The organism is Stenotrophomonas sp. CC22-02, assembly GCF_004365115.1.
GTDB lineage: Bacteria > Pseudomonadota > Gammaproteobacteria > Xanthomonadales > Xanthomonadaceae > Stenotrophomonas > Stenotrophomonas forensis.
In genome coordinates this window covers 3,555,141-3,573,330 of sequence record NZ_SOCO01000001.1, presented here as the reverse complement: position 1 = coordinate 3,573,330, position 18,190 = coordinate 3,555,141, and the positions used below count along the sequence as shown (strand labels likewise).

Annotated in this window: 14 protein-coding genes; 11 read left to right on the top strand and 3 right to left on the bottom strand. The window is 66.9% G+C overall.

From position 1 onward, the window contains the following. Positions 1-13 precede the first annotated feature (13 nt). The 11 genes from N440_RS16350 (at position 14) to N440_RS16295 (ending at position 12,271) form a co-directional block, all read left to right on the top strand. On the top strand, positions 14-1,333 hold the full coding sequence (locus tag N440_RS16350) for a M20 family metallopeptidase (RefSeq protein WP_133935749.1): 1,320 nt from the start codon (positions 14-16) through the stop codon (positions 1,331-1,333). A gap of 530 nt (positions 1,334-1,863) precedes the next feature. Then, entirely contained in the window at positions 1,864-2,682 is an 819-nt protein-coding gene (gene queF / locus N440_RS16345) for an NADPH-dependent 7-cyano-7-deazaguanine reductase QueF (protein WP_133935748.1), read from the top strand. Between the two features lie 177 nt (positions 2,683-2,859). Then, a complete protein-coding gene (locus N440_RS16340) occupies positions 2,860-3,153 on the top strand; it encodes a LysM peptidoglycan-binding domain-containing protein (RefSeq protein ID WP_006473550.1) in 294 nt (97 codons plus the stop codon). A gap of 46 nt (positions 3,154-3,199) precedes the next feature. Then, positions 3,200-3,712 (top strand): hypothetical protein, encoded by a 513-nt coding sequence (locus tag N440_RS16335; RefSeq protein ID WP_006473548.1) that lies wholly within the window; start codon positions 3,200-3,202, stop codon positions 3,710-3,712. An 895-nt stretch (positions 3,713-4,607) separates the two neighbouring features. Then, positions 4,608-6,830 carry an NADP-dependent isocitrate dehydrogenase gene (locus N440_RS16325; RefSeq protein ID WP_006473546.1) on the top strand — a complete coding sequence of 741 codons (2,223 nt, stop codon included), beginning with the start codon at positions 4,608-4,610 and terminating at the stop codon, positions 6,828-6,830. A 282-nt stretch (positions 6,831-7,112) separates the two neighbouring features. Further along, positions 7,113-8,078, top strand: coding sequence for a hypothetical protein (locus tag N440_RS16320; protein ID WP_133935746.1), 966 nt, complete (start codon positions 7,113-7,115; stop codon positions 8,076-8,078). After that, positions 8,071-8,619: an ATP/GTP-binding protein gene (locus tag N440_RS16315; RefSeq protein WP_133935745.1), complete on the top strand. Its 549-nt coding sequence runs from the start codon at positions 8,071-8,073 to the stop codon at positions 8,617-8,619. The genes N440_RS16320 and N440_RS16315 overlap by 8 nt, the downstream gene beginning before the upstream one ends. Then, positions 8,612-9,028 (top strand): roadblock/LC7 domain-containing protein, encoded by a 417-nt coding sequence (locus N440_RS16310; RefSeq protein WP_006473506.1) that lies wholly within the window; start codon positions 8,612-8,614, stop codon positions 9,026-9,028. Before N440_RS16315 ends, N440_RS16310 begins: the two co-directional genes overlap by 8 nt. 54 nt (positions 9,029-9,082) lie before the next feature. Beyond that, positions 9,083-9,442, top strand: coding sequence for a hypothetical protein (locus N440_RS16305; RefSeq protein WP_006473505.1), 360 nt, complete (start codon positions 9,083-9,085; stop codon positions 9,440-9,442). Between the two features lie 146 nt (positions 9,443-9,588). Beyond that, on the top strand, positions 9,589-11,319 hold the full coding sequence (gene aceK, locus N440_RS16300) for a bifunctional isocitrate dehydrogenase kinase/phosphatase (protein WP_133935744.1): 1,731 nt from the start codon (positions 9,589-9,591) through the stop codon (positions 11,317-11,319). Between the two features lie 61 nt (positions 11,320-11,380). Next, a complete protein-coding gene (locus N440_RS16295) occupies positions 11,381-12,271 on the top strand; it encodes an energy transducer TonB (RefSeq protein WP_133935743.1) in 891 nt (296 codons plus the stop codon). A gap of 34 nt (positions 12,272-12,305) precedes the next feature. On the opposite strand, the gene N440_RS16290 is transcribed toward N440_RS16295, so the two are convergent. The 3 genes from N440_RS16290 to N440_RS16280 all read right to left on the bottom strand — a co-directional run bounded on the left by N440_RS16290 (position 12,306) and on the right by N440_RS16280 (position 18,066). Beyond that, complete coding sequence (locus tag N440_RS16290) at positions 12,306-13,880, bottom strand: sensor domain-containing diguanylate cyclase (RefSeq protein WP_133935742.1); 1,575 nt, start codon at positions 13,878-13,880, stop codon at positions 12,306-12,308. A 114-nt stretch (positions 13,881-13,994) separates the two neighbouring features. Next, positions 13,995-15,011, bottom strand: coding sequence for a cupin-like domain-containing protein (locus N440_RS16285; RefSeq protein ID WP_133935741.1), 1,017 nt, complete (start codon positions 15,009-15,011; stop codon positions 13,995-13,997). Positions 15,012-15,075: 64 nt separating this feature from the next. After that, entirely contained in the window at positions 15,076-18,066 is a 2,991-nt protein-coding gene (locus N440_RS16280) for a TonB-dependent receptor (RefSeq protein ID WP_133935740.1), read from the bottom strand. Between the last annotated feature and the right edge of the window lie 124 nt (positions 18,067-18,190).

Sequence of the window (18,190 nt, the reverse complement as noted above, 5' to 3'; positions counted from 1 at the left end):
CGTGGAGATTGCGATGCGCCGTTCGCTGCTGTTGTCCGCCCTGTTGCTGGCCCTGCCGGCGCTTGCCCATGCCCAGGACGGGCAGCGCCCGGAAGTGACCGCTGCCGCGCAGCGGCTGCAGGCCCGGGTGGTTGAATGGCGCCGCGATTTCCACCAGCACCCGGAGCTGTCCAACCGCGAGGCGCGCACTTCGGCCGAGGTCGCCAAGCGCCTGCGTGCGATGGGCCTGAAGCCGAAGACCGGCATCGCCCATCATGGTGTGGTGGCGATCATCGAAGGCGGCAAGCCGGGCCCGAAGATCGCGCTGCGTGCGGACATGGATGCGTTGCCGGTGACCGAGCAGACCGGCCTGCCGTTCGCCTCCAAGGCCACCGACCAGTACCGCGGCCAGACCGTGGGCGTGATGCATGCCTGCGGCCATGATGCGCACACCGCCACCCTGCTCGGCGTGGCCGAAGCGCTGGTGTCGATGAAGAAGGACCTGCCGGGCCAGGTGATGTTGATCTTCCAGCCGGCCGAGGAGGGCGCACCGCCGCCGGAAGAGGGCGGTGCGGCACTGATGTTGAAGGAAGGATTGTTCGCCGACTTCAAGCCGGAGGCGGTGTTTGGCCTGCATGTGTTCTCCAGCGTGCAGGCAGGGCAGATCGCAGTGCGTGGCGGCCCGCTGATGGCCGCCTCGGATCGCTTCGGGATCAAGGTGATCGGCCGCCAGACGCACGGCTCGGCGCCGTGGAATGGCGTGGACCCGATCGTGGCCACCGCCGATCTGGTCGGCACCGCGCAGACCATCGTCAGCCGCCGCGCCAACCTGTCCAAGCAGCCGGCGGTGCTGACCTTCGGCGCGATCAACGGTGGCATCCGCTACAACATCATTCCCGATGAAGTGGAGATGGTCGGCACCATCCGTACCTTCGACGAAGGCATGCGCCAGCAGATCTTCGCCGACCTGCGCAACGTGGCCGAGCACACTGCTGCCGCGCACGGCGCGAAGGCAGTGACCGACATCTACGAGTCGGAAGGCAACCCGGCCACGGTGAACGACCCGGCGCTGACCGCGAAGATGCTGCCGAGCCTGCAGGCGGTGGTGGGCAAGGACAACGTGTACGAGCCGCCGCTGCAGATGGGCGCGGAAGACTTCTCGCTGTACGCGAAGGAAGTACCGGGCATGTTCTTCTTCGTGGGTTCGACCAGCGTGGGCATCGACCCGGCGACGGCGCCGGCCAACCATTCGCCGAAGTTCCTGCTGGATGAGAATGCGCTGGATGTCGGGCTGCGGGCGTTGCTGCAGGTGAGCCTGGATTACCTGCACGGTGCCGGCACTCCTGCGGGCTGAGGGTTTCCGGCAGGGCTTGCAGCCCTGCACCCGCTTGAATCAACGGCAACAGCAACGTCAAAAGCGGGCATTCCGTGGGATGGCGGGGTGGGTCCGGTTGAGGGGGACGCCGTAAACCCATCCCTGGGGGCTTGGCCGCGGCATCCATGCCGCGGACACCCCCTCAACCGGACCCACCCCGCCTTCGACAGTTTCCTGCGATCTGTCGGCACGGCGTTCTGCTTTGGTGGGTTTCGACCTTGGTCGACACGGCGGACGTCATGAATGTCTGAAGGATCGGCTTTTGATTTTGATTTTCCTGATCTTTCCCGTGGTGGCGCGGGAAACTGTCCGTGGTCGGGAGGGTGGGTTGGCTGGGGGCGTGAGCCGCATGGATGCGGCGACCGAGCTTACATGGACGTACTTGCAGCGGCCCCCAGCCAACCCACCCTCCCGGCCGACCCGAGATCCTGCCCTGAACCACCACGGAGGGGCTCCGCCGTTGGCCGGCCCGGCCGAAGGCCCGCTTCTGGCGCGATACAATGACGCCCATGAACACCCCACAGGATTCCAGCCTCGGTCGCGAGGTCAGTTACCCGTCGCAGTACGATCCCGGCCTGCTGTTCCCCATCCCCCGCAGCGGCGCCCGCGCCGAGATCGGCCTCGATGATGCGGCGCTGCCGTTCGTCGGCCACGACCGTTGGCATGCCTTCGAGCTGAGCTGGCTCGACCCGCGCGGCAAGCCGCAGGTCGCCGTCGCCACCGTGCAGGTGCCGTGCACCTCGCCGCGGCTGATCGAATCGAAGTCGTTCAAGCTGTACCTCAACTCCCTCAACAGCACCCGCATCGACACCGCCGAAGCGCTGCGCGCACGCATCGTCGCCGACCTGTCGGCCTGTGCCGGTGCGCCGGTCCATGTGGCGTTCGGCCTGCCGGGCCTGCGCGAGACGCCGCTCGGCGAATCGATTGACGGGCTGGAGGTGGAGATCGACTGCTATGGCCCCCCGCAGGCGGACTTCCTTGCCGCTGATGCCGGCCAGGTGGTGGAAGAGACCCTGGTCTCGGCGCTGCTGAAGTCCAACTGCCCGGTCACCGGCCAGCCGGACTGGGCCACGGTCAGCCTGCGCTACCGCGGGCCGAAGATCGACCGCGCCGGCCTGCTGCGTTATCTGGTCAGCTACCGCGAGCACGCCGAGTTCCACGAGCAGTGCGTTGAGCGGATCTTCAGCGAGGTGTCCACGCGCTGCCAGCCGGAGTGGCTGGAAGTGGAAGCCCGCTATACCCGCCGTGGTGGCCTGGACATCAATCCCTGGCGGGCCAGCCCCGGCATCGCCGCCCCGGCTGCGACCTACCGCGAACTGCGCCAGTAACCGCCGCAGGCGGTTACATATAGTGCCGGCCGCCGGCCGGCAACCGCGTGGAACCTGCCTACCCGCTCTCCCGATTGTTCAGCCGCCCCGGGGGGCGGCTTCACATCTGCACCATCCCCATTTAACAACCTCCATGGCAACGTGCGAACCACGTAGTCATGCAGACGGGAGTTGTGGATGAGTACCGAGAAGAAAGCCGATTTCTCCGGCGTCAGTGCCAGCGTCGACAGTACCGCCGAGCAGGTGCCGAAGGCGGACTTCTCCGGCGTCAGCGCTTCGGTGGACAGCACCGCCGAGGTTGTCAGCGGCGGCACCTACACCGTGCAGAAGGGAGATTCGCTGTCGAAGATCGCCAAGCAGCACCTGGGCGACGCCAATGCCTGGAAGAAGATCTTCGAAGCCAACCGCGATGTGCTCGACGACCCGGACAAGATCTTCCCGGGCCAGACCCTGAAGCTGCCGCCGAAGTAAGCCGGCGATCGAACGCCGTCCGACAATCCCCTGGGAGGAACCCCGAATGATCAAGACCACCCCGCTCCAGACCGCCCTGATCGCCGCCCTGCTGGGCAGCGTTGCCCTGGTGGGTTGCAAGAAGAAGGAAGAGTCGACCGACAGCAACGCCGCACCGGCAGCAACCGCCCCGGCCGAACCGGCAGCGCCTGCGCCGATGACCGGCGCGCCGCCGCCGATGGCCGAAGCCGCTGCGGTCAGCGTCTCCACCGTTACCGTGGGCAAGACGGCCGCTGCCGACAAGTCGGTCGCACCGGCTGCCCTGTTCGCACCGAAGGATGACGTCATCGTCTCGATCAAGACCGACGGCGCCGCCAACAATGTCAATGTCGGCGCCAAGCTGACCTACCAGGACGGCCAGGTGGCCGGCGAACAGACCGCGACCCTGAATGCCAGCGGCGCGGAAACCACCAACGTCACGTTCAAGAATGCAAAGGGCTGGCCGGCCGGCAAGTACCGCGCCGAGGTCATGGTCGATGGCAAGGCGGCCGGAACGCCGCAGGAGTTCGAGGTCAAGTAAGTCCTGCCGACTCTCTCCCGGCAGGACTCACGATGGACGCAGCCGCGAGGCTGCGTCCTTTTTTATTGGGCGATGCTCGCTCGACATGGATCTCGGGTACCCTCAGCCGCATACGGACAGGTCGGGGGACAGGATGCTCAGCTGGATGGCACTCACCCTCGCAATCGCACCCGCTGATCTGTGGAGCTACCGCTGCGACCACTTTCTATACGGTGCCTGTCTTCGCGTGCCGACGGGCATGTCCGTGACCTATGAGGCACCTGTCGACTTCGGCCTGCACCGCGTCAGGCGAGATGGTCGGGAAGTCGCCTTGATCTACGAGGGCGATGCACCTGAAAAGCCTGCGCCCGGAAGCACGCCGGATCTGCGCTTCACGGACAGCGGATATGCAGTGTCGGGGTACGCAAGCGCGGACGGAGGTTCCACCCGGTACGACGTCTACGTTCGACCCAGCGTGCCTGGCGCCGGTTCGCTGCACATCCGAGGTGCTGCAGCGACGGCAGATGAAGTCGCCAGCCTGGCCGCCGTCGTTGGAGGATTCCGCGTCTGCAGCTTCCGGCGAAGCAAACGCGCACAGACGTTGACCTGTCCGATGGGCGCCGAGTGGGGGCAGCGATTGTCGGAGTGGGTCGTGCGTGCCTCCACGAGCGGGAAGTCGAACTAGCCGACCAAGCCTCAGGTTCCAGGCGGGAAGCTAACCAGCCGCGCAACACAGTGGTGCAGTACCGCCGCGTATGGCGCGGCTTTGCCCCGCGCGGCTGAAAACGCGACAATGCAGGGGTTTCCCCTGCCGCGCGCCCACCCTGACGGCGGCAGGGAAAAGCGACACGGTTGCACGTGGCCCGGCGCTGGCGCCGGCCTTCCCCTGAGCACTGCTACAGAGTCCAAGTCCCCCATGTCCAAGATCCTCTACACGCTGACCGACGAAGCCCCGTTCCTGGCCACCCAGTCGCTGCTGCCGATCGTCGATGCCTACACCGCCACTGCCGGCATCGTGGTCGAAACCCGTGACATCTCGCTGTCCGGCCGCATCCTGTCGCAGTTCCCGGAACTGCTGTCCGATGCACAGAAGGTCAGTGACGACCTGGCCGAACTGGGCCAGCTGGCGACCACCCCGGACGCCAACATCATCAAGCTGCCGAACATTTCGGCGTCGGTGCCGCAGCTGAAGGCGGCCATCAAGGAACTGCAGGACCAGGGCTATCCGCTGCCGGACTACCCGGAAACCCCGGCCGACGACCAGCAGCGCGACTACAAGGCGCGCTATGACAAGGTCAAGGGCAGCGCGGTAAACCCGGTGCTGCGCGAAGGCAACTCCGACCGCCGCGCACCGCTGTCGGTGAAGAACTACGCGCGCAAGCATCCGCACCGCATGGGCGCCTGGGCGGCCGATTCGAAGTCGCACGTCGCGCACATGGCCGCCGGTGACTTCTACGGCAGCGAGAAGTCGGCCACCCTGGCCAACGCCGGTTCGCTGAAGATCACCTTCCACGGCAAGGACGGCAGCGCCGTCGTGCTGAAGGAAAAGACCGCGGTCAAGGCCGGCGAGATCGTCGATGCCGCGGTGATGAGCCGCAAGGCGCTGGCCGCATTCATCGGTGAGCAGATCGCCGATGCCAAGGCCCAGGGCGTGCTGTTCTCGCTGCACCTGAAGGCGACCATGATGAAGGTCTCCGACCCGATCATGTTCGGCGTTGCGGTCAACGAGTTCTACAAGGACGTGCTGGCCAAGCACGCCGACGTGCTGAAGCAGGCCGGTTTCGATGCCAACAACGGCATCGGTGACCTGGCCGCGCGCCTGCCGTCGCTGCCCGAAGCCACCCGCGCCGCGATCGAAGCCGACCTGGCGGCCGAGTACGCACAGCGCCCGGGTGTTGCCATGGTCAACTCGGACAAGGGCATCACCAACCTGCACGTTCCGAGCGACGTGATCGTCGACGCCTCGATGCCGGCGATGATCCGCGACTCCGGCAAGATGTGGAACGCCGAAGGCAAGCTGCAGGACACCAAGGCGGTCATCCCGGACCGCTGCTACGCCGGCGTCTACCAGGCCGTCATCGACGACTGCAAGGCGCACGGTGCCTTCGATCCGGCCACCATGGGCTCGGTGCCGAACGTCGGCCTGATGGCGCAGAAGGCCGAAGAGTACGGCTCGCACGACAAGACCTTCCAGATCGCCGCCGATGGCGTGGTCAAGGTCACCGACGACGCTGGCAACGTGGTGTTCGAGCATGCCGTGGAAGCCGGTGACATCTGGCGCATGTGCCAGACCAAGGATGCGCCGATCCAGGACTGGGTGAAGCTGGCCGTCGAACGCGCCCGCCTGAGCAGCACCCCGGCCGTGTTCTGGCTGGACGCCGCCCGTGCCCACGACGCACAGGTCATCGCCAAGGTCGAAACCTATCTGAAGAACCACGACACCGCCGGCCTGGACATCCGCATCCTGCCGCCGGTGGAAGCCACCGCGTTCTCGCTGGACCGCATCCGCAAGGGTGAGGACACCATCTCGGTGACCGGCAACGTGCTGCGCGACTACCTCACCGACCTGTTCCCGATCATGGAGCTGGGCACCAGCGCCAAGATGCTGTCGATCGTGCCGCTGATGGCCGGTGGTGGCCTGTTCGAGACCGGCGCCGGCGGCTCGGCGCCGAAGCACGTGCAGCAGTTCGTCGAAGAGGATTACCTGCGCTGGGATTCGCTGGGTGAATTCCTGGCCCTGGCCGCGTCGCTGGAACACCTGGGCAACCGTTACGACAATGCTGCTGCCCGCGTGCTGGCCAAGGCGCTGGACGAAGCCAACGGCCAGTTCCTGGACAACGACAAGTCGCCGTCGCGCAAGCTGGGTGGCATCGACAATCGCGGCAGCCACTTCTACATCGCGCTGTACTGGGCCCAGGCCCTGGCCGCGCAGAATGAAGATGCCGCGCTGAAGGCGCGCTTCGCCCCGCTGGCCAAGGCGCTGACCGACAACGAGCAGAAGATCGTCGACGAGCTGATCGCCGTGCAGGGCAAGGCCGTGGACATCGGCGGCTACTACCGCCCGGACGTGGCCAAGGCCAGCAAGGCGATGCGCCCGAGCGCGACCTTCAATGCCGCACTGGAGCAGCTGCGCGGCTGATCCATCGCCGTCCCGTTGCGGCCCCGGAACCCGCGCTTCGGCGCGGGTTTCTTTTTGCGTGGCCGGCCGCGTCCGACCTGCGGCCAGAAGCGTGAAATCCGTCGGCTGTCGTAATGCCGTCAAGAGGGCATGAAACTTGCCCACGATGGTTGTCGCAGAAAGGAAATGGCTGCGTTCGCGATCACTTCCAATCTGAGCAATCGATCACGACGGTCGCCGCAGGCGATGCCCTAGCCTTGGCGACGCGAGACCACCGGGGAGGTGGTCGCACGGGGAACACCGATGGCACGCGTGCTGGTAGTGGGAACCGACATCCAGGGCGAGCAGGCCCTGCTGCAACGGCTGCGCCTGGCCTCTGCACTGCCCGATGGTCAAGTGCGGCGCAGCCAGGACCTGGATGACTGCGACCTGCTGGTCATCCGTGATACCCCGGCGCTGCGCAATGCGGCCCAGCGCATGCGCCAGCAGCGCCCGCGACTGCAGTGCTGGATCGAGGACCTGGGAGGCCAGCTGCGTGATGGCGATGGCCATCAGGACGTACTGGACGACGGTGCCATCGGCCGCGCCTTGCGCGGCATGCAGGTGGCCGTGGAGCCCCTGGCCATGCACGCACCCGCTCCGATCCGCCTGGCCGATGGTGCACACGCCATCACCCGACTGCTGCGCGAACGGCTGCCGCTGCGCCAGGGCCAGGCCCTGTTGAGTGATGCGGGCGAGCCGTTGCTGCTGATGGATCTGGAGCATGATCAGGCGGTGCTGCTGCAGGAGCCTTCCGCCGCACTGGTAGAGCGCCTGGCCGACGCCTTCGAGCGGCTGCAGCTGGACGCGCTGACACCGGCACGACTGCAGGTGTTGGCCGGCGACCGTGCACGCCAGCCACTGCGGCCGTTGCTGTGGCAGTGGGCACAGCGCAGCCGCCACTGGCAGGCGCTGGACGAACGCCTGCGCGGCGCATCGGTGAAGCTGCTGCGCTGGCCCGATTTCCGCGTGCTGGGCCACGATCACGATGGCTTCCGCCTGTGCTCGCTGCTGCTCAAGCGGGCCTGCACGGTGGACGAGTGCGCGATGCTGCTGGAACTGCCGGCGGCGGCGGTGCGCGACTTCATCCATGCCGCCTATCTGTGTGGCTATGCGCAGCTGCAGGCTGCACCGACGTCGTCGGTAGCGACGGCGCGCAGCGTGGGTGCCGATCATGGCCTGCTCGCCCGCCTGTGGCGGCACCTGCGCGGGAGCGAGCGCAATGCGTGAGCACAAGGTGGTGGTGCTGGGCGGGATGGGCAGTGGCAAGTCGACCCTGGTGCGCAGCATCGCGGCTGGCGCGGTGATCGATACGGATGTGGCCAACAGTGATCGCCTTGGCGCCGACAAGGCCTCCACCACCGTCGCGCTGGACTACGCCGACATCGATCTGCCCAACGGCGAACGGCTGCGCCTGTACGGCACCCCGGGCCAGCAGCGCTTCGACTTCCTGTGGCCGATCCTGCTGCAGGGTGCGCGCGGTGCGGTCTTGCTGCTGGATGCGCGTCGCGCCGGCGTGGCCGCCGAGCTGGAGGACTACCTGCAGGTGCTGCGGCCGTTCGCACCGGCGCTGGCCCTGGTGGTGGCGGTCACCCATCTCGACCAGGCACCCCATGCCGCGCTGGATGACTGGGCCACGCGTGCCTGCCTCGATGGCCAGCCATTGCCACTGCTTGCAGTGGATGCCCGCGACCGCGAACAGGGACTGCTGCTGATGGACGTGCTGATGGGCGAAATGGAAGCACACGCACTGGTGGCCGCGCATGGCTGACGGGCAGGTGGCGGTCCTGCCCGATGCCGGTCAGCGTGAGCGCCTGCAGCCGCTGCTGCAGGACCTGCAGCAGCGCGTGGAAGGCGTGCGCACGGTCGTGCTGGCCAGCGTGGATGGTTTCGCGCTGGTCAGCGCCGGTGCCGACGGTCGCGGCGAACGGTTGGCGGCGATGACCAGCGCGATGCTGGCGCTGGCCGCGGCGGTGGGGCGCGAGCTGGTGCTGGGCGATCTGCAGACGCTGATGCTGGAAGCCGCGGGGGGCAAGGTGCTGATGCTGGCGATCCAGGCCGAAGGGCGCGCACCGCTGCTGCTGATGGCAGCCTGCGACCAGCGCAGCGTGATCGGCCAGGTGCTGTGGCAGAGCAGGGAATGTGGCCAGGCGATCCTGGCCGAACTCAGCGGATCGTGAGCCCGGCCGCAGGGGAACAAGGGGCTCGAACCAACACTGACAAGGGGATACGACGTGGCCGGATTGACTGAATCGTTGAACGCACTGATGGGCATCGATGGCGCACAGGCGGTGGCGCTGGTCGATTATGAAAGCGGCATGCTGCTGGGTGAAGCCGGTGCCGGCATGGACATGGAAGTGGCCGCGGCCGGCAACACCGAAGTGATCCGCGCCAAGATGAAGACCGCCGCGTCGCTGAACCTCAATGACACCATCGAGGACATCCTGATCTCGCTGGGCAAGGCGTACCACATCATGCGTCCGGTGGCGAAGAAGAAGGGGCTGTTCTTCTACATCGTGCTGGACCGCACCAAGTCCAACCTGGCACTGGCCCGGCGCAAGGTGCAGGACGTGGAGGCCGAACTGGCGATCTGAGCCGGTAGTGCCGGCCGCTGGCCGGCATCTGCATGGATCCACCGGCGGTCCAGGGGCTGCCGGCCAGCGGCCGGCACTGCCTGCGCGCTCGACGGCGCCACACACGCCAGCGTATGGTGAAGCCGGTCCTCCCCGGTGAGCCCTGCATGTCCCAGCCTGACATCACCGCCGAGCTGGCGTCGCGCATCGCCGGCGCCATCCGTGATGGCTTCGAGCAGTATCACGCCCGCTTTGCGGCGATCACCGCGCGTGCGCGGCAGCGCTTCGAGCAGCGCGACTGGGCCGGCGCCCGCCAGGATGCCGTCGAGCGCATCGCCCTGTACGACCTGTGCATCGCCGAGCAGATGGATGCCCTGCGTCGCCTCGCCGGTGAGGCGATCGGCGCGCGCGCGCTGTGGCTGCAGGTGCACGCGCGCTACAGCGCCCTGCTGCAGGGGCTGATCGATGCCGAGCTGTACAAGACCTTCTACAACACCTTGTCGCGGCGCCTGTTCGCCACCCGTGGCGTGGACCCGGCGCTGGAGTTCATCGCCTTCGACGTTGAGCCTTCCGATGCCATCACCCATCCGGTCGCACGGCATACCTACGCGGTTTCGCCCACGCGGCCGGTGGAGGCGCTGCAGCGGGTGCTGGCCGATTACCGCTTCGACATTCCCTATGCCCACCAGTTGCGCTGCGCGGCGGCGATCGCAGTGCGCCTGCAGGACGATCTGGCCCATTGGGGTGACACGCCGGTACGCAGCATCGAGCTGCTCGACACCGTGTTCTATCGCGAGCGCCGCGCCTATCTGGTCGGCCGCGTGTTCGGCGAGCATCGCTTCTCGCCGTGCGTGATCGCCCTGGTCAACGATGAGCGCGGGCTGCGCGCCGATGCCGTGCTGACCCGGCGCCGCGATGTCGCCCACCTGTTCGGCGTGTCGCGCAGCTACTTCCAGGCCGACCTTGCCACGGTGGGGGATGCGGTGGTGTTCCTGCGCAGCCTGCTGCCGGGCAAGCCGATCGACGAGATCTACACCGTGCTGGGCCGCGCCAAGCAGGGCAAGACCGAGCGCTACCGCACCTTCTTCCGCCACTTCAACGAGCACCCGCAGGAGCGGCTGGTGCCTGCCGAAGGCACGCCGGGCATGGTCATGGCGGTGTTCACCCTGCCCAGCTATCCGTTGGTGTTCAAGCTGATCCGCGACCGCTTTGCCTGGCCCAAGGCAATGTCGCGGCAGCAGGTGGAAGAGAAGTACGCGCTGGTGTTCAACCTCGACCGTGTCGGCCGCCTGCTCGACGCACAGCCGTATCGCCATCTGCGCTTTCCGCGTGACCGCTTCGCGCCGGCGCTGCTGGACGAGCTGCTGCAGCAGTGCGCACAGAGCGTTCGCGTCGATGGCGACCAGGTGGAAGTCGCGCTGTGCTATGTGCAGCGTCGCTTCCGCCCGTTGAACCTGTACCTGCGCGAGCAGGGTGGGGAGGCGGTGCGCGCGGCGGTGCTCGACTATGCGCAGGCCATCACCGACATGGCGCGCAACAACATTTTTCCCGGTGACATGCTGCCGAAGAATTTCGGCGTGTCGCGGCATGGCCGCGCCGTGTTCTACGACTATGACGAGCTGTGCCTGGTCAGCGACTGCGTGTTCCGCGCCTGGCCGCAACCGCGCAGCCCGGAAGAGGCAATGGCCGATGAGCCGTGGTTCCATGTAGGCCCACGCGATGTTTTCCCCGAACGCTTCGGCCCGTTCATGGGCCTGCCGGCCGCTGAACTGGCCGCGGTGCGCGAGCATTTCCGGCACTTGTTCGATCCGCAGTGGTGGCAGCAGCTGCAGGACAGGTTCGCGCGTGGTGACTACCCCGACACCCCGCCGTACGCGGGCGCCCATCGGCTGGCGTGAACGGGCTGCCGTGATGGCCGCGACTGGGGTACGCTCGGCACTCATCACCAAGGATCCGGCAATGATGCGTTCCCCCCTGTTTCTCGCCCTCGCGCTGGCCGTAGGCTGCGGCGCCCCCTTGCTGGCCGGCGATGCCAGTGCACAGACCGCACGCGCCGTGCGCGCCACGGCGGAAATGAGCATGGTGCTTTCCGGCCATGTCGAGATCACCGCCGATGGTTCGGTCAGCACGCTGGTACTGGACCAGAAGTCGATGCTGTCTCCGAGCATCGCGTCCTTCGTCGAGGGCACCATTGCAGGTTGGCGCTTCGAGCCGACGCTGCGTGACGGCAAGGCGGTGGCGACGCGTGCTCCCATGCACGTGCGCCTGCGCGGCAAGCCGATGGCGGATGGCGGCTACGAAGTCAGCATGACCAGCGTCAACTTCAGCGAATACGATCCGAAGGCGACCGACTCGGTGACCGACCGGCGCATGACGCCGCCGCGTTACCCGGAAGAAGTCTTTCGGAACGGTGGCCAGGGCGAGGTGCTGCTGATGGTCAAGGTGGCCCGCGACGGTACGGTGGCCGATGTCGTTGCCGAGCAGGTCAACATGGCCGTGGTCGGGCCCGAGCAGACCCTGGCCAGGATGCGCGACAGCCTGGCCAAGGCCAGCGTCAGCAGCGCGCGCAAATGGACCTTCACCCCGCCGACCACCGGCGAGGACAGCACCCGGGACAGCTGGACGGTACGCGTGCCGGTGACCTTCGCCCTGAACAACGACCGCAATGCCGGGCCGGAGCGCCTGGGGCGCTGGCGCGTCTTCATTCCGGGGCCGCGGCACGCCGTGCCGTGGCGCAGGGCGGACCCGATCGAGCAGGCCGGCAGTGACCTGCTGCAGGAGGGCGGCGTCTACATGGTGGATGGCGCCAGGCGCGGCGTGCGCCTGCTGACTCCGCTGGAACAGGGCTGAGCAGGATGGCGGAGCTGGCCGGGCCGGCTCCGCCTCAGTCGGCGTAGGGGTAGATCACGACCCGGTTGCGGCCCTGTTCCTTGGCCATGTACAGCGCCTTGTCGGCCAGCCGCAGCGCCTGCTCGGCATCGACATGGAAGCTCGGGAAGTGGGCCACGCCCAGCGACACGGTGATGGTGCCCACCGGCTCGAACGGGTGGTCGGCAATATGCTGGCGCAGGCGTTCGCCGGCCTGGCGTGCCGGCTCGGCGTTGATGCCCGGCAGCAGCAACAGGAATTCCTCGCCGCCGGCGCGGCAGAGAATGTCGCTGTCGCGCGAATAGCGGCGCATCTGATCGGCGATATGGACGATGGCGGCATCGCCGACGTCGTGGCCGTGGGCATCGTTGATCGATTTGAAGCGATCGATGTCCAGCGCCAGGATCGCGAACGGGATGCCCTGCACCTGCAGTGCATCCAGTGCCTGCTGCAGGCCACGACGGTTGAGCAGGCCGGTCAGCGGGTCGGTGCGGCTGGCCCGGTTGAGCGTGCCGATCCGGTCCTGCAGTGCGTTGAAGCTGTGCAGCACCGCGTGTTTCAGCTGCGCGACCTCGAAGTACCAGGCACGGATGCCGCTGACATGGTTGATCGCATTGCCGGTATCCTCGCCGCCCTGCACGTTGCGCGCCAGCTGCCACAGCGGCATCGAAATGCGGCGGGCGAACCACCAGGTGACCAGCAGCGACAGCAGGCCGAGCGGAATCGCGTTCCAGATCACTGCGGTCATCAACCGCGACAGCGGTTGCAGGGTGGCCTCGGTCGGACGCTGGGCGATGATGCCCCAGCCGGTCGCCGGCACCGGTGCATACCCGGCCAGCATCGACACGCCCAGGTTGTTGCGCACCTGCTGGGCACCGCGCTCGCCACGCACCACCGCCTTCACCGCCGGATTGCCGACCACGTAGTCACCGACCCGCTTGCCATCGGCGTGATAGAGCAGGCGACCATGGCGGTCGACCACGTACAGGTAGGACCCGTCGCGGTAGTAGTGCTTGCCCAGCAGCGTATGCAGTGCGCTGCGCTGGCGCAGGTACAGGGTCCCGCTGACGTAGCCGCGGTAGTGGCCCTGGCGGTTGAAGATCGGGTGCGACAGCGACACCAGCAGCTTGCCGGTGGCCGATTGGTACGGGTCGCTGATCATCGGCTGGCGCGCCGCCAGTGCGGCGTTGTTGCCGACGCTGTGCAGCACCTCACCCTGCAGTTGCAGGGTCTGCGGCGAAGTGGCGATCACCAGGCCATCGGCGTCCACCACCAGCGAGGAGTTGAAGCTGTTGGTCTGCAGCTGCAGGCGGCTGGCCTCATCCTGCGCCCGCTGCGGATCCAGATCGTCCTGGCCGAGCCGGGTGGCCGCATAGGCCAGCTCCTGCTGTGCGGCCAGCAGGAAGTTCTGGGTGGTCTCGGCCAGCTTGGTGGCATAGACGCGGTTGGCTTCCAGGGTATTGCCGACCAGCTGGTCGCGCTGCACCCGGTAGCTGGCCAGCAGGGTATTGGCCAGCGCGATGATGGCGCTGAGCAGGGCCAGGGCAAGGATCAGCTTGCCCAGGTTGAGGCGGGGCGAAATCAGGCGCATGCGGGGCAAACGAAGGCAGAGGGCGCTCGGCGCGGTCAGGTACCGGCGGAGGCGGGGCTGCATTATCGCCACAAAAGGGCCGGGCGCGGGTGAAGCACGCGCCAGCCAGGGGATTCACCGTTGCAGTCGCTGACGAAGGATCTGCCGTATCTGCGCGGCGCCGTCGGCGTGCAGCGGGGCCAGCACGCCACGCGCATGCGCAGGAATATGTGCGCTGGTCGACGTATCGGCGTCGAACACGTAGTGATCGAACATCGCGCGCCACTGCGCGCGCTGGGGTTCGGGCAGGTCGCGCACCGCCAGGATCGCCAGCATCAGTGCGTTCATCGGGGAATCCATCCAGGCCGGCACCGGGCGCCACCAGCTGTTGATCAGCACGTTGAAGGCGTCCAGTCCTTCCATGTGGTGCCACCAGAGCGAAGGAATGAAGACGGCATCGCCCGGCGCCAGCTCTGCCACCTGCGCCTCTGCCAGCGCCTCGCGGAAGCGTGGGAAGCGCTCGAAATCCGGTGCGTGGAAGTCAACCAGGCTGATCGCCTGGCCGGCCGGGGTCAGATCCAGCGGGCCGACATAAAGATTGCGCACCTGGTCGGGGGCGAACAGGGTGACCCGGCGGCGCCCCGCAGCCACGCAGGCAAGATTGTCGGGCACATCCTGGTGGGCGGCGATGCGCGAGCGGTTGCCGATCCAGATGCTGGTCAGCGGGTCGGCCACGCCCAGCTGCAGCGGATTCGCTTCGGCCAGGCCGGGCAGGAAGCTGTCCAGCGTGGTCGAGGCGACGTAGATCGACGGCGGCGACGGGTCGCGTGCGTACTTCAGCAGCGTGGCCAGCACGACGTTCAGTGGCACCTGTTCGCGGCGGAAGTTGAAGCCGCTCATGTCCTCGTTGTAGAACAACCGCCCCTGCGTTTCGGGCGCTGCAGTGGTCGCGGTCACCGGCATCCGGCCGGGATCGAAGCTGGCCAGATGGGCGACTGCAGCGGCATCGGAGGTGCGTGCGGCGGCCACCAGCGGCCAATGCGAGACCAGCCCGCGGATCACCTTCGGCGTGGTCCATCCCGGCAGCTGCTGGTGCAGCTGTGTCGGGTCCAGGCCATGTACCTCATCGATGGGGCGGGGCGGCGGCAGCATGCGCGGATATCCGGTGGGGTGTGTGGAGCCGGGCCTGCGCCCGGCTCCACGATACCGTGGCCGGTCAGAACTTGTAGCGCACGCCGAACATGTAGCGTGGGCCGGTCTGGGTGGCGTAGCGCAGCATGTTGGTATGGCGCGAGTACGTGCGCATGGTCTCGTCGGTGAGGTTGATCGCTTCCAGGCTCAGGGTCAGCTGTTCGCTCACCGCATAGCTGATGTTCAGATCAAGCTGACCGTAGGCGGCGGTGTAGTTCGGATTGGGACCCTGGCCGCCGATGCCGTTGAGGAACTTGTCGCGCCAGTTGTACGCCGCACGGATCTGCCAGGCGTTCTTGTCATAGAAGGCGACAACGTTGGCCGAGTCGCTCAGGCCGATCATCGGGTACTGGTCACCCAGGCTCAGGTTGTTGAAGGTCAGCCCCGACTTCACCTTGGTGTAGTTGGCCGCGACGCCGAAGCCGGACTGGCCGAACAGGTGCTGTACCGCCACTTCCCAGCCATCGAGATGGTCCGAGTGCTGGTTGGCGGGCACGGTGACGTCGAAGCCGGCGATCGGATCTCCCGGCAGGCCGGTGATGGTGCCGGTCTTCTGCCCGGCCGAATTGGTGCCGGTGTAGGTCACGCCCGGATCGCCGGCATGGTTGGTGAAGATGTAGTCGCGGATGCAGGGCATGTCGGTGGTGCCGCAGCCTGAAGCCAGTGCCTCGTTCCAGTACGCGCCGCCCACCGGGGTGTGCAGCGTGCCGGTGTTCTCGCGCACGATGGTGTCGCTGATGAAGTTCTTGATGTTCTTGCGGAAGAAGCCGACCGAGGCATAGCTGGCCTCGCCGTAGTACCACTCCAGCGACAGGTCGAAGTTGTCCGAGATCAGCGGCTCCAGCCCCGGGTTGCCACGACTGGCGGTGCCGCCCTGGGTGCGCACGATGTCGGCCAGCGACTGGCCGCTCTGGATCTGGGTCCAGCTGGGGCGGCCCAGCGTGCGGCTGTAGCTGCCGCGCAGCGCCAGCGATTCGCTCAGGTCCAGCTTCAGGTCGACGTTGGGCAGCATGTAGTCGTACTTGCCACGGCCACCGATGAAACTGCTGTCGGCCGCGTAGACGATGTTCAGCTCGTTGGCCGAGCCCCAGCTGATGCCGGTGGGCACGCGCACCATCGCGTTGGATTCCACTTCGGTGCGCTCGTAGCGCACGCCGGCGGCCACGTGCAGCGGCATCGACCAGTCGAAACTGGTGCGGTACTCCAGGTAGGCGCTGCGGGTCTTCTCGGTGGTGCGGATATCCTCTGAATACTGGCTGGGCGCGTAGTAGCAGCTGGGGCAGGCCGGATCGGAGGCGCTGCCGACCTGCGCAGCGCGATCGATCAGGCGGTCGAAGTCGAAGACCAGGAACTGGCCGGTCAGGCGCGGATCGCTGTGGCCGGAGAACGCCTTGAAGTACTTGGCCATGTTGTCCGCATACCAGATGTCATCGGCGTAGTCGGACGGTGTTCCCAGGCCACCCCAGGTATTGCGCTGCATGATCGCCGACGCCGAACGGTTCTCCACCTGGGCGTGGCCGATGCCGAAGTCCAGCGCCGAATAGTCGGCAAAGCGGAACGTACCGCGACCCTGGTACTGCTGCACTTTCGACTTGTTGTAGCTGTTCTGGAACACCGAACCGGTCACCAGCGCATCGGACGCCTGCACGCCGCCGGGCGGCAGCGCGATGTTGATGATCGGCAGGTCGCCGCTGTAGTCCACTGTGGTCTTGCCGCGCACGAAGGCGGCCACGCCCAGCACGCCGGCCGAACCATACGGACTGTCCGGCTTCGACTCGGCGGTGGAGTTGTGGGCATCGAACGAGAGGTCCAGCGCGTCGTTCACTTCCCAGTCCACGTTGAAGCCCAGCGAGTGCATGCCGGTCTTGGTGGCCAGCTTGGCACCGCCCATCGACACGTCCGAATTGGTCATGTCCTCGCTGTAGATGATCGGCGCGGCTACCGGCCCGTTGGTCCAGGTGCTGTCGCCCGGTCCGTAGTTGAACCACACGGACAGTTCACTGCGTTGCTGCTGCACCTTGTTCTCGACATAGGTGTAGTCCAGCGTGGTCGTCACGTTGTCGGCCGGCTTCCACTGGAACGTGGCCTGCGCATTGGTGCGCTGGCGCTGCACGCCGTTGACGTTGTAGGCAGTGTTCTGCGGGCGCGCGTACACATCGTTCGGCCCGGGCCGATTGGTGATGCGATCGGCATAGCCCTGGCCCGGCTGCGGCAGCGCACGCCAGTCGGTGGTGTTGTTGCCGTACAGCGTCGCCCAGCCTTCGGCCACCGTGGCCTGGTTGAAGCCCGAATCGCGTTCCTGATGGCTGGCACTGAGGGTCACGCCGAAGCGGTCATCGGCGTAGCGCTGGCTGAAGATGCCCGACAGCTCACCGGTGATGTTCGAGCCCTGCAGCGTGCGCGGCAGGTTGTCGTTGGACGAATCATTGACCGCCTTCAGGCCCAGGCTGATCACCGGCTCCGATTCCAGCGGGCGCATCGTCCTGATGTTGATGGTGGCGCCGATGCCGCCCGCCGGGTTGTCGGCACGGCTGGTCTTGTACACCTCCACCGCCGAAACCGATTCGGAGGCAAGGTTGGCGAAGTCGAACGAGCGCGAGCCATTCAGGCCGCCACCACCGTTGCCGAGGTTGGAGGCGGGCATCTGGCGACCGTTCAACAACACCAGGTTGTAGTCCGGGCCGATGCCGCGCACGGTCACCTTGGAGCCTTCGCCGCTGGAGGTACGGTCGATCGACACGCCGCTGATGCGCTGCAGCGATTCGGCCAGGTTGGTATCCGGGAACTTGCCGATGTCCTCGGCGACGATGCCATCGACCACGCCCTGGCTGTCGCGCTTGAGGTTCATTGAAGACTGCAGGCTGCCGCGGATACCGGTGACCTGCACGGTATCCAGCGTGGCCGGATCGGCCGGGCCGGCGGCGGGTGCGTCCTGTGCCCAGGCCGGTGCAGCCAGCGCTGCCAGCAGCGCGGAAGTGAGCATCGTCTTGCGAGGTACTGCCCTGTACGTCTTCATGCAAGCTCCCTCCCCAGGGAATCCGGTGGTGTTGTTGCGTTGTTCTGATCGCGGTTACTGCACGTGGCCGGATTGGAGCGACGGTTGACAGCGTTGTCAACAAACTGCCATCAAGTGCGCCTGA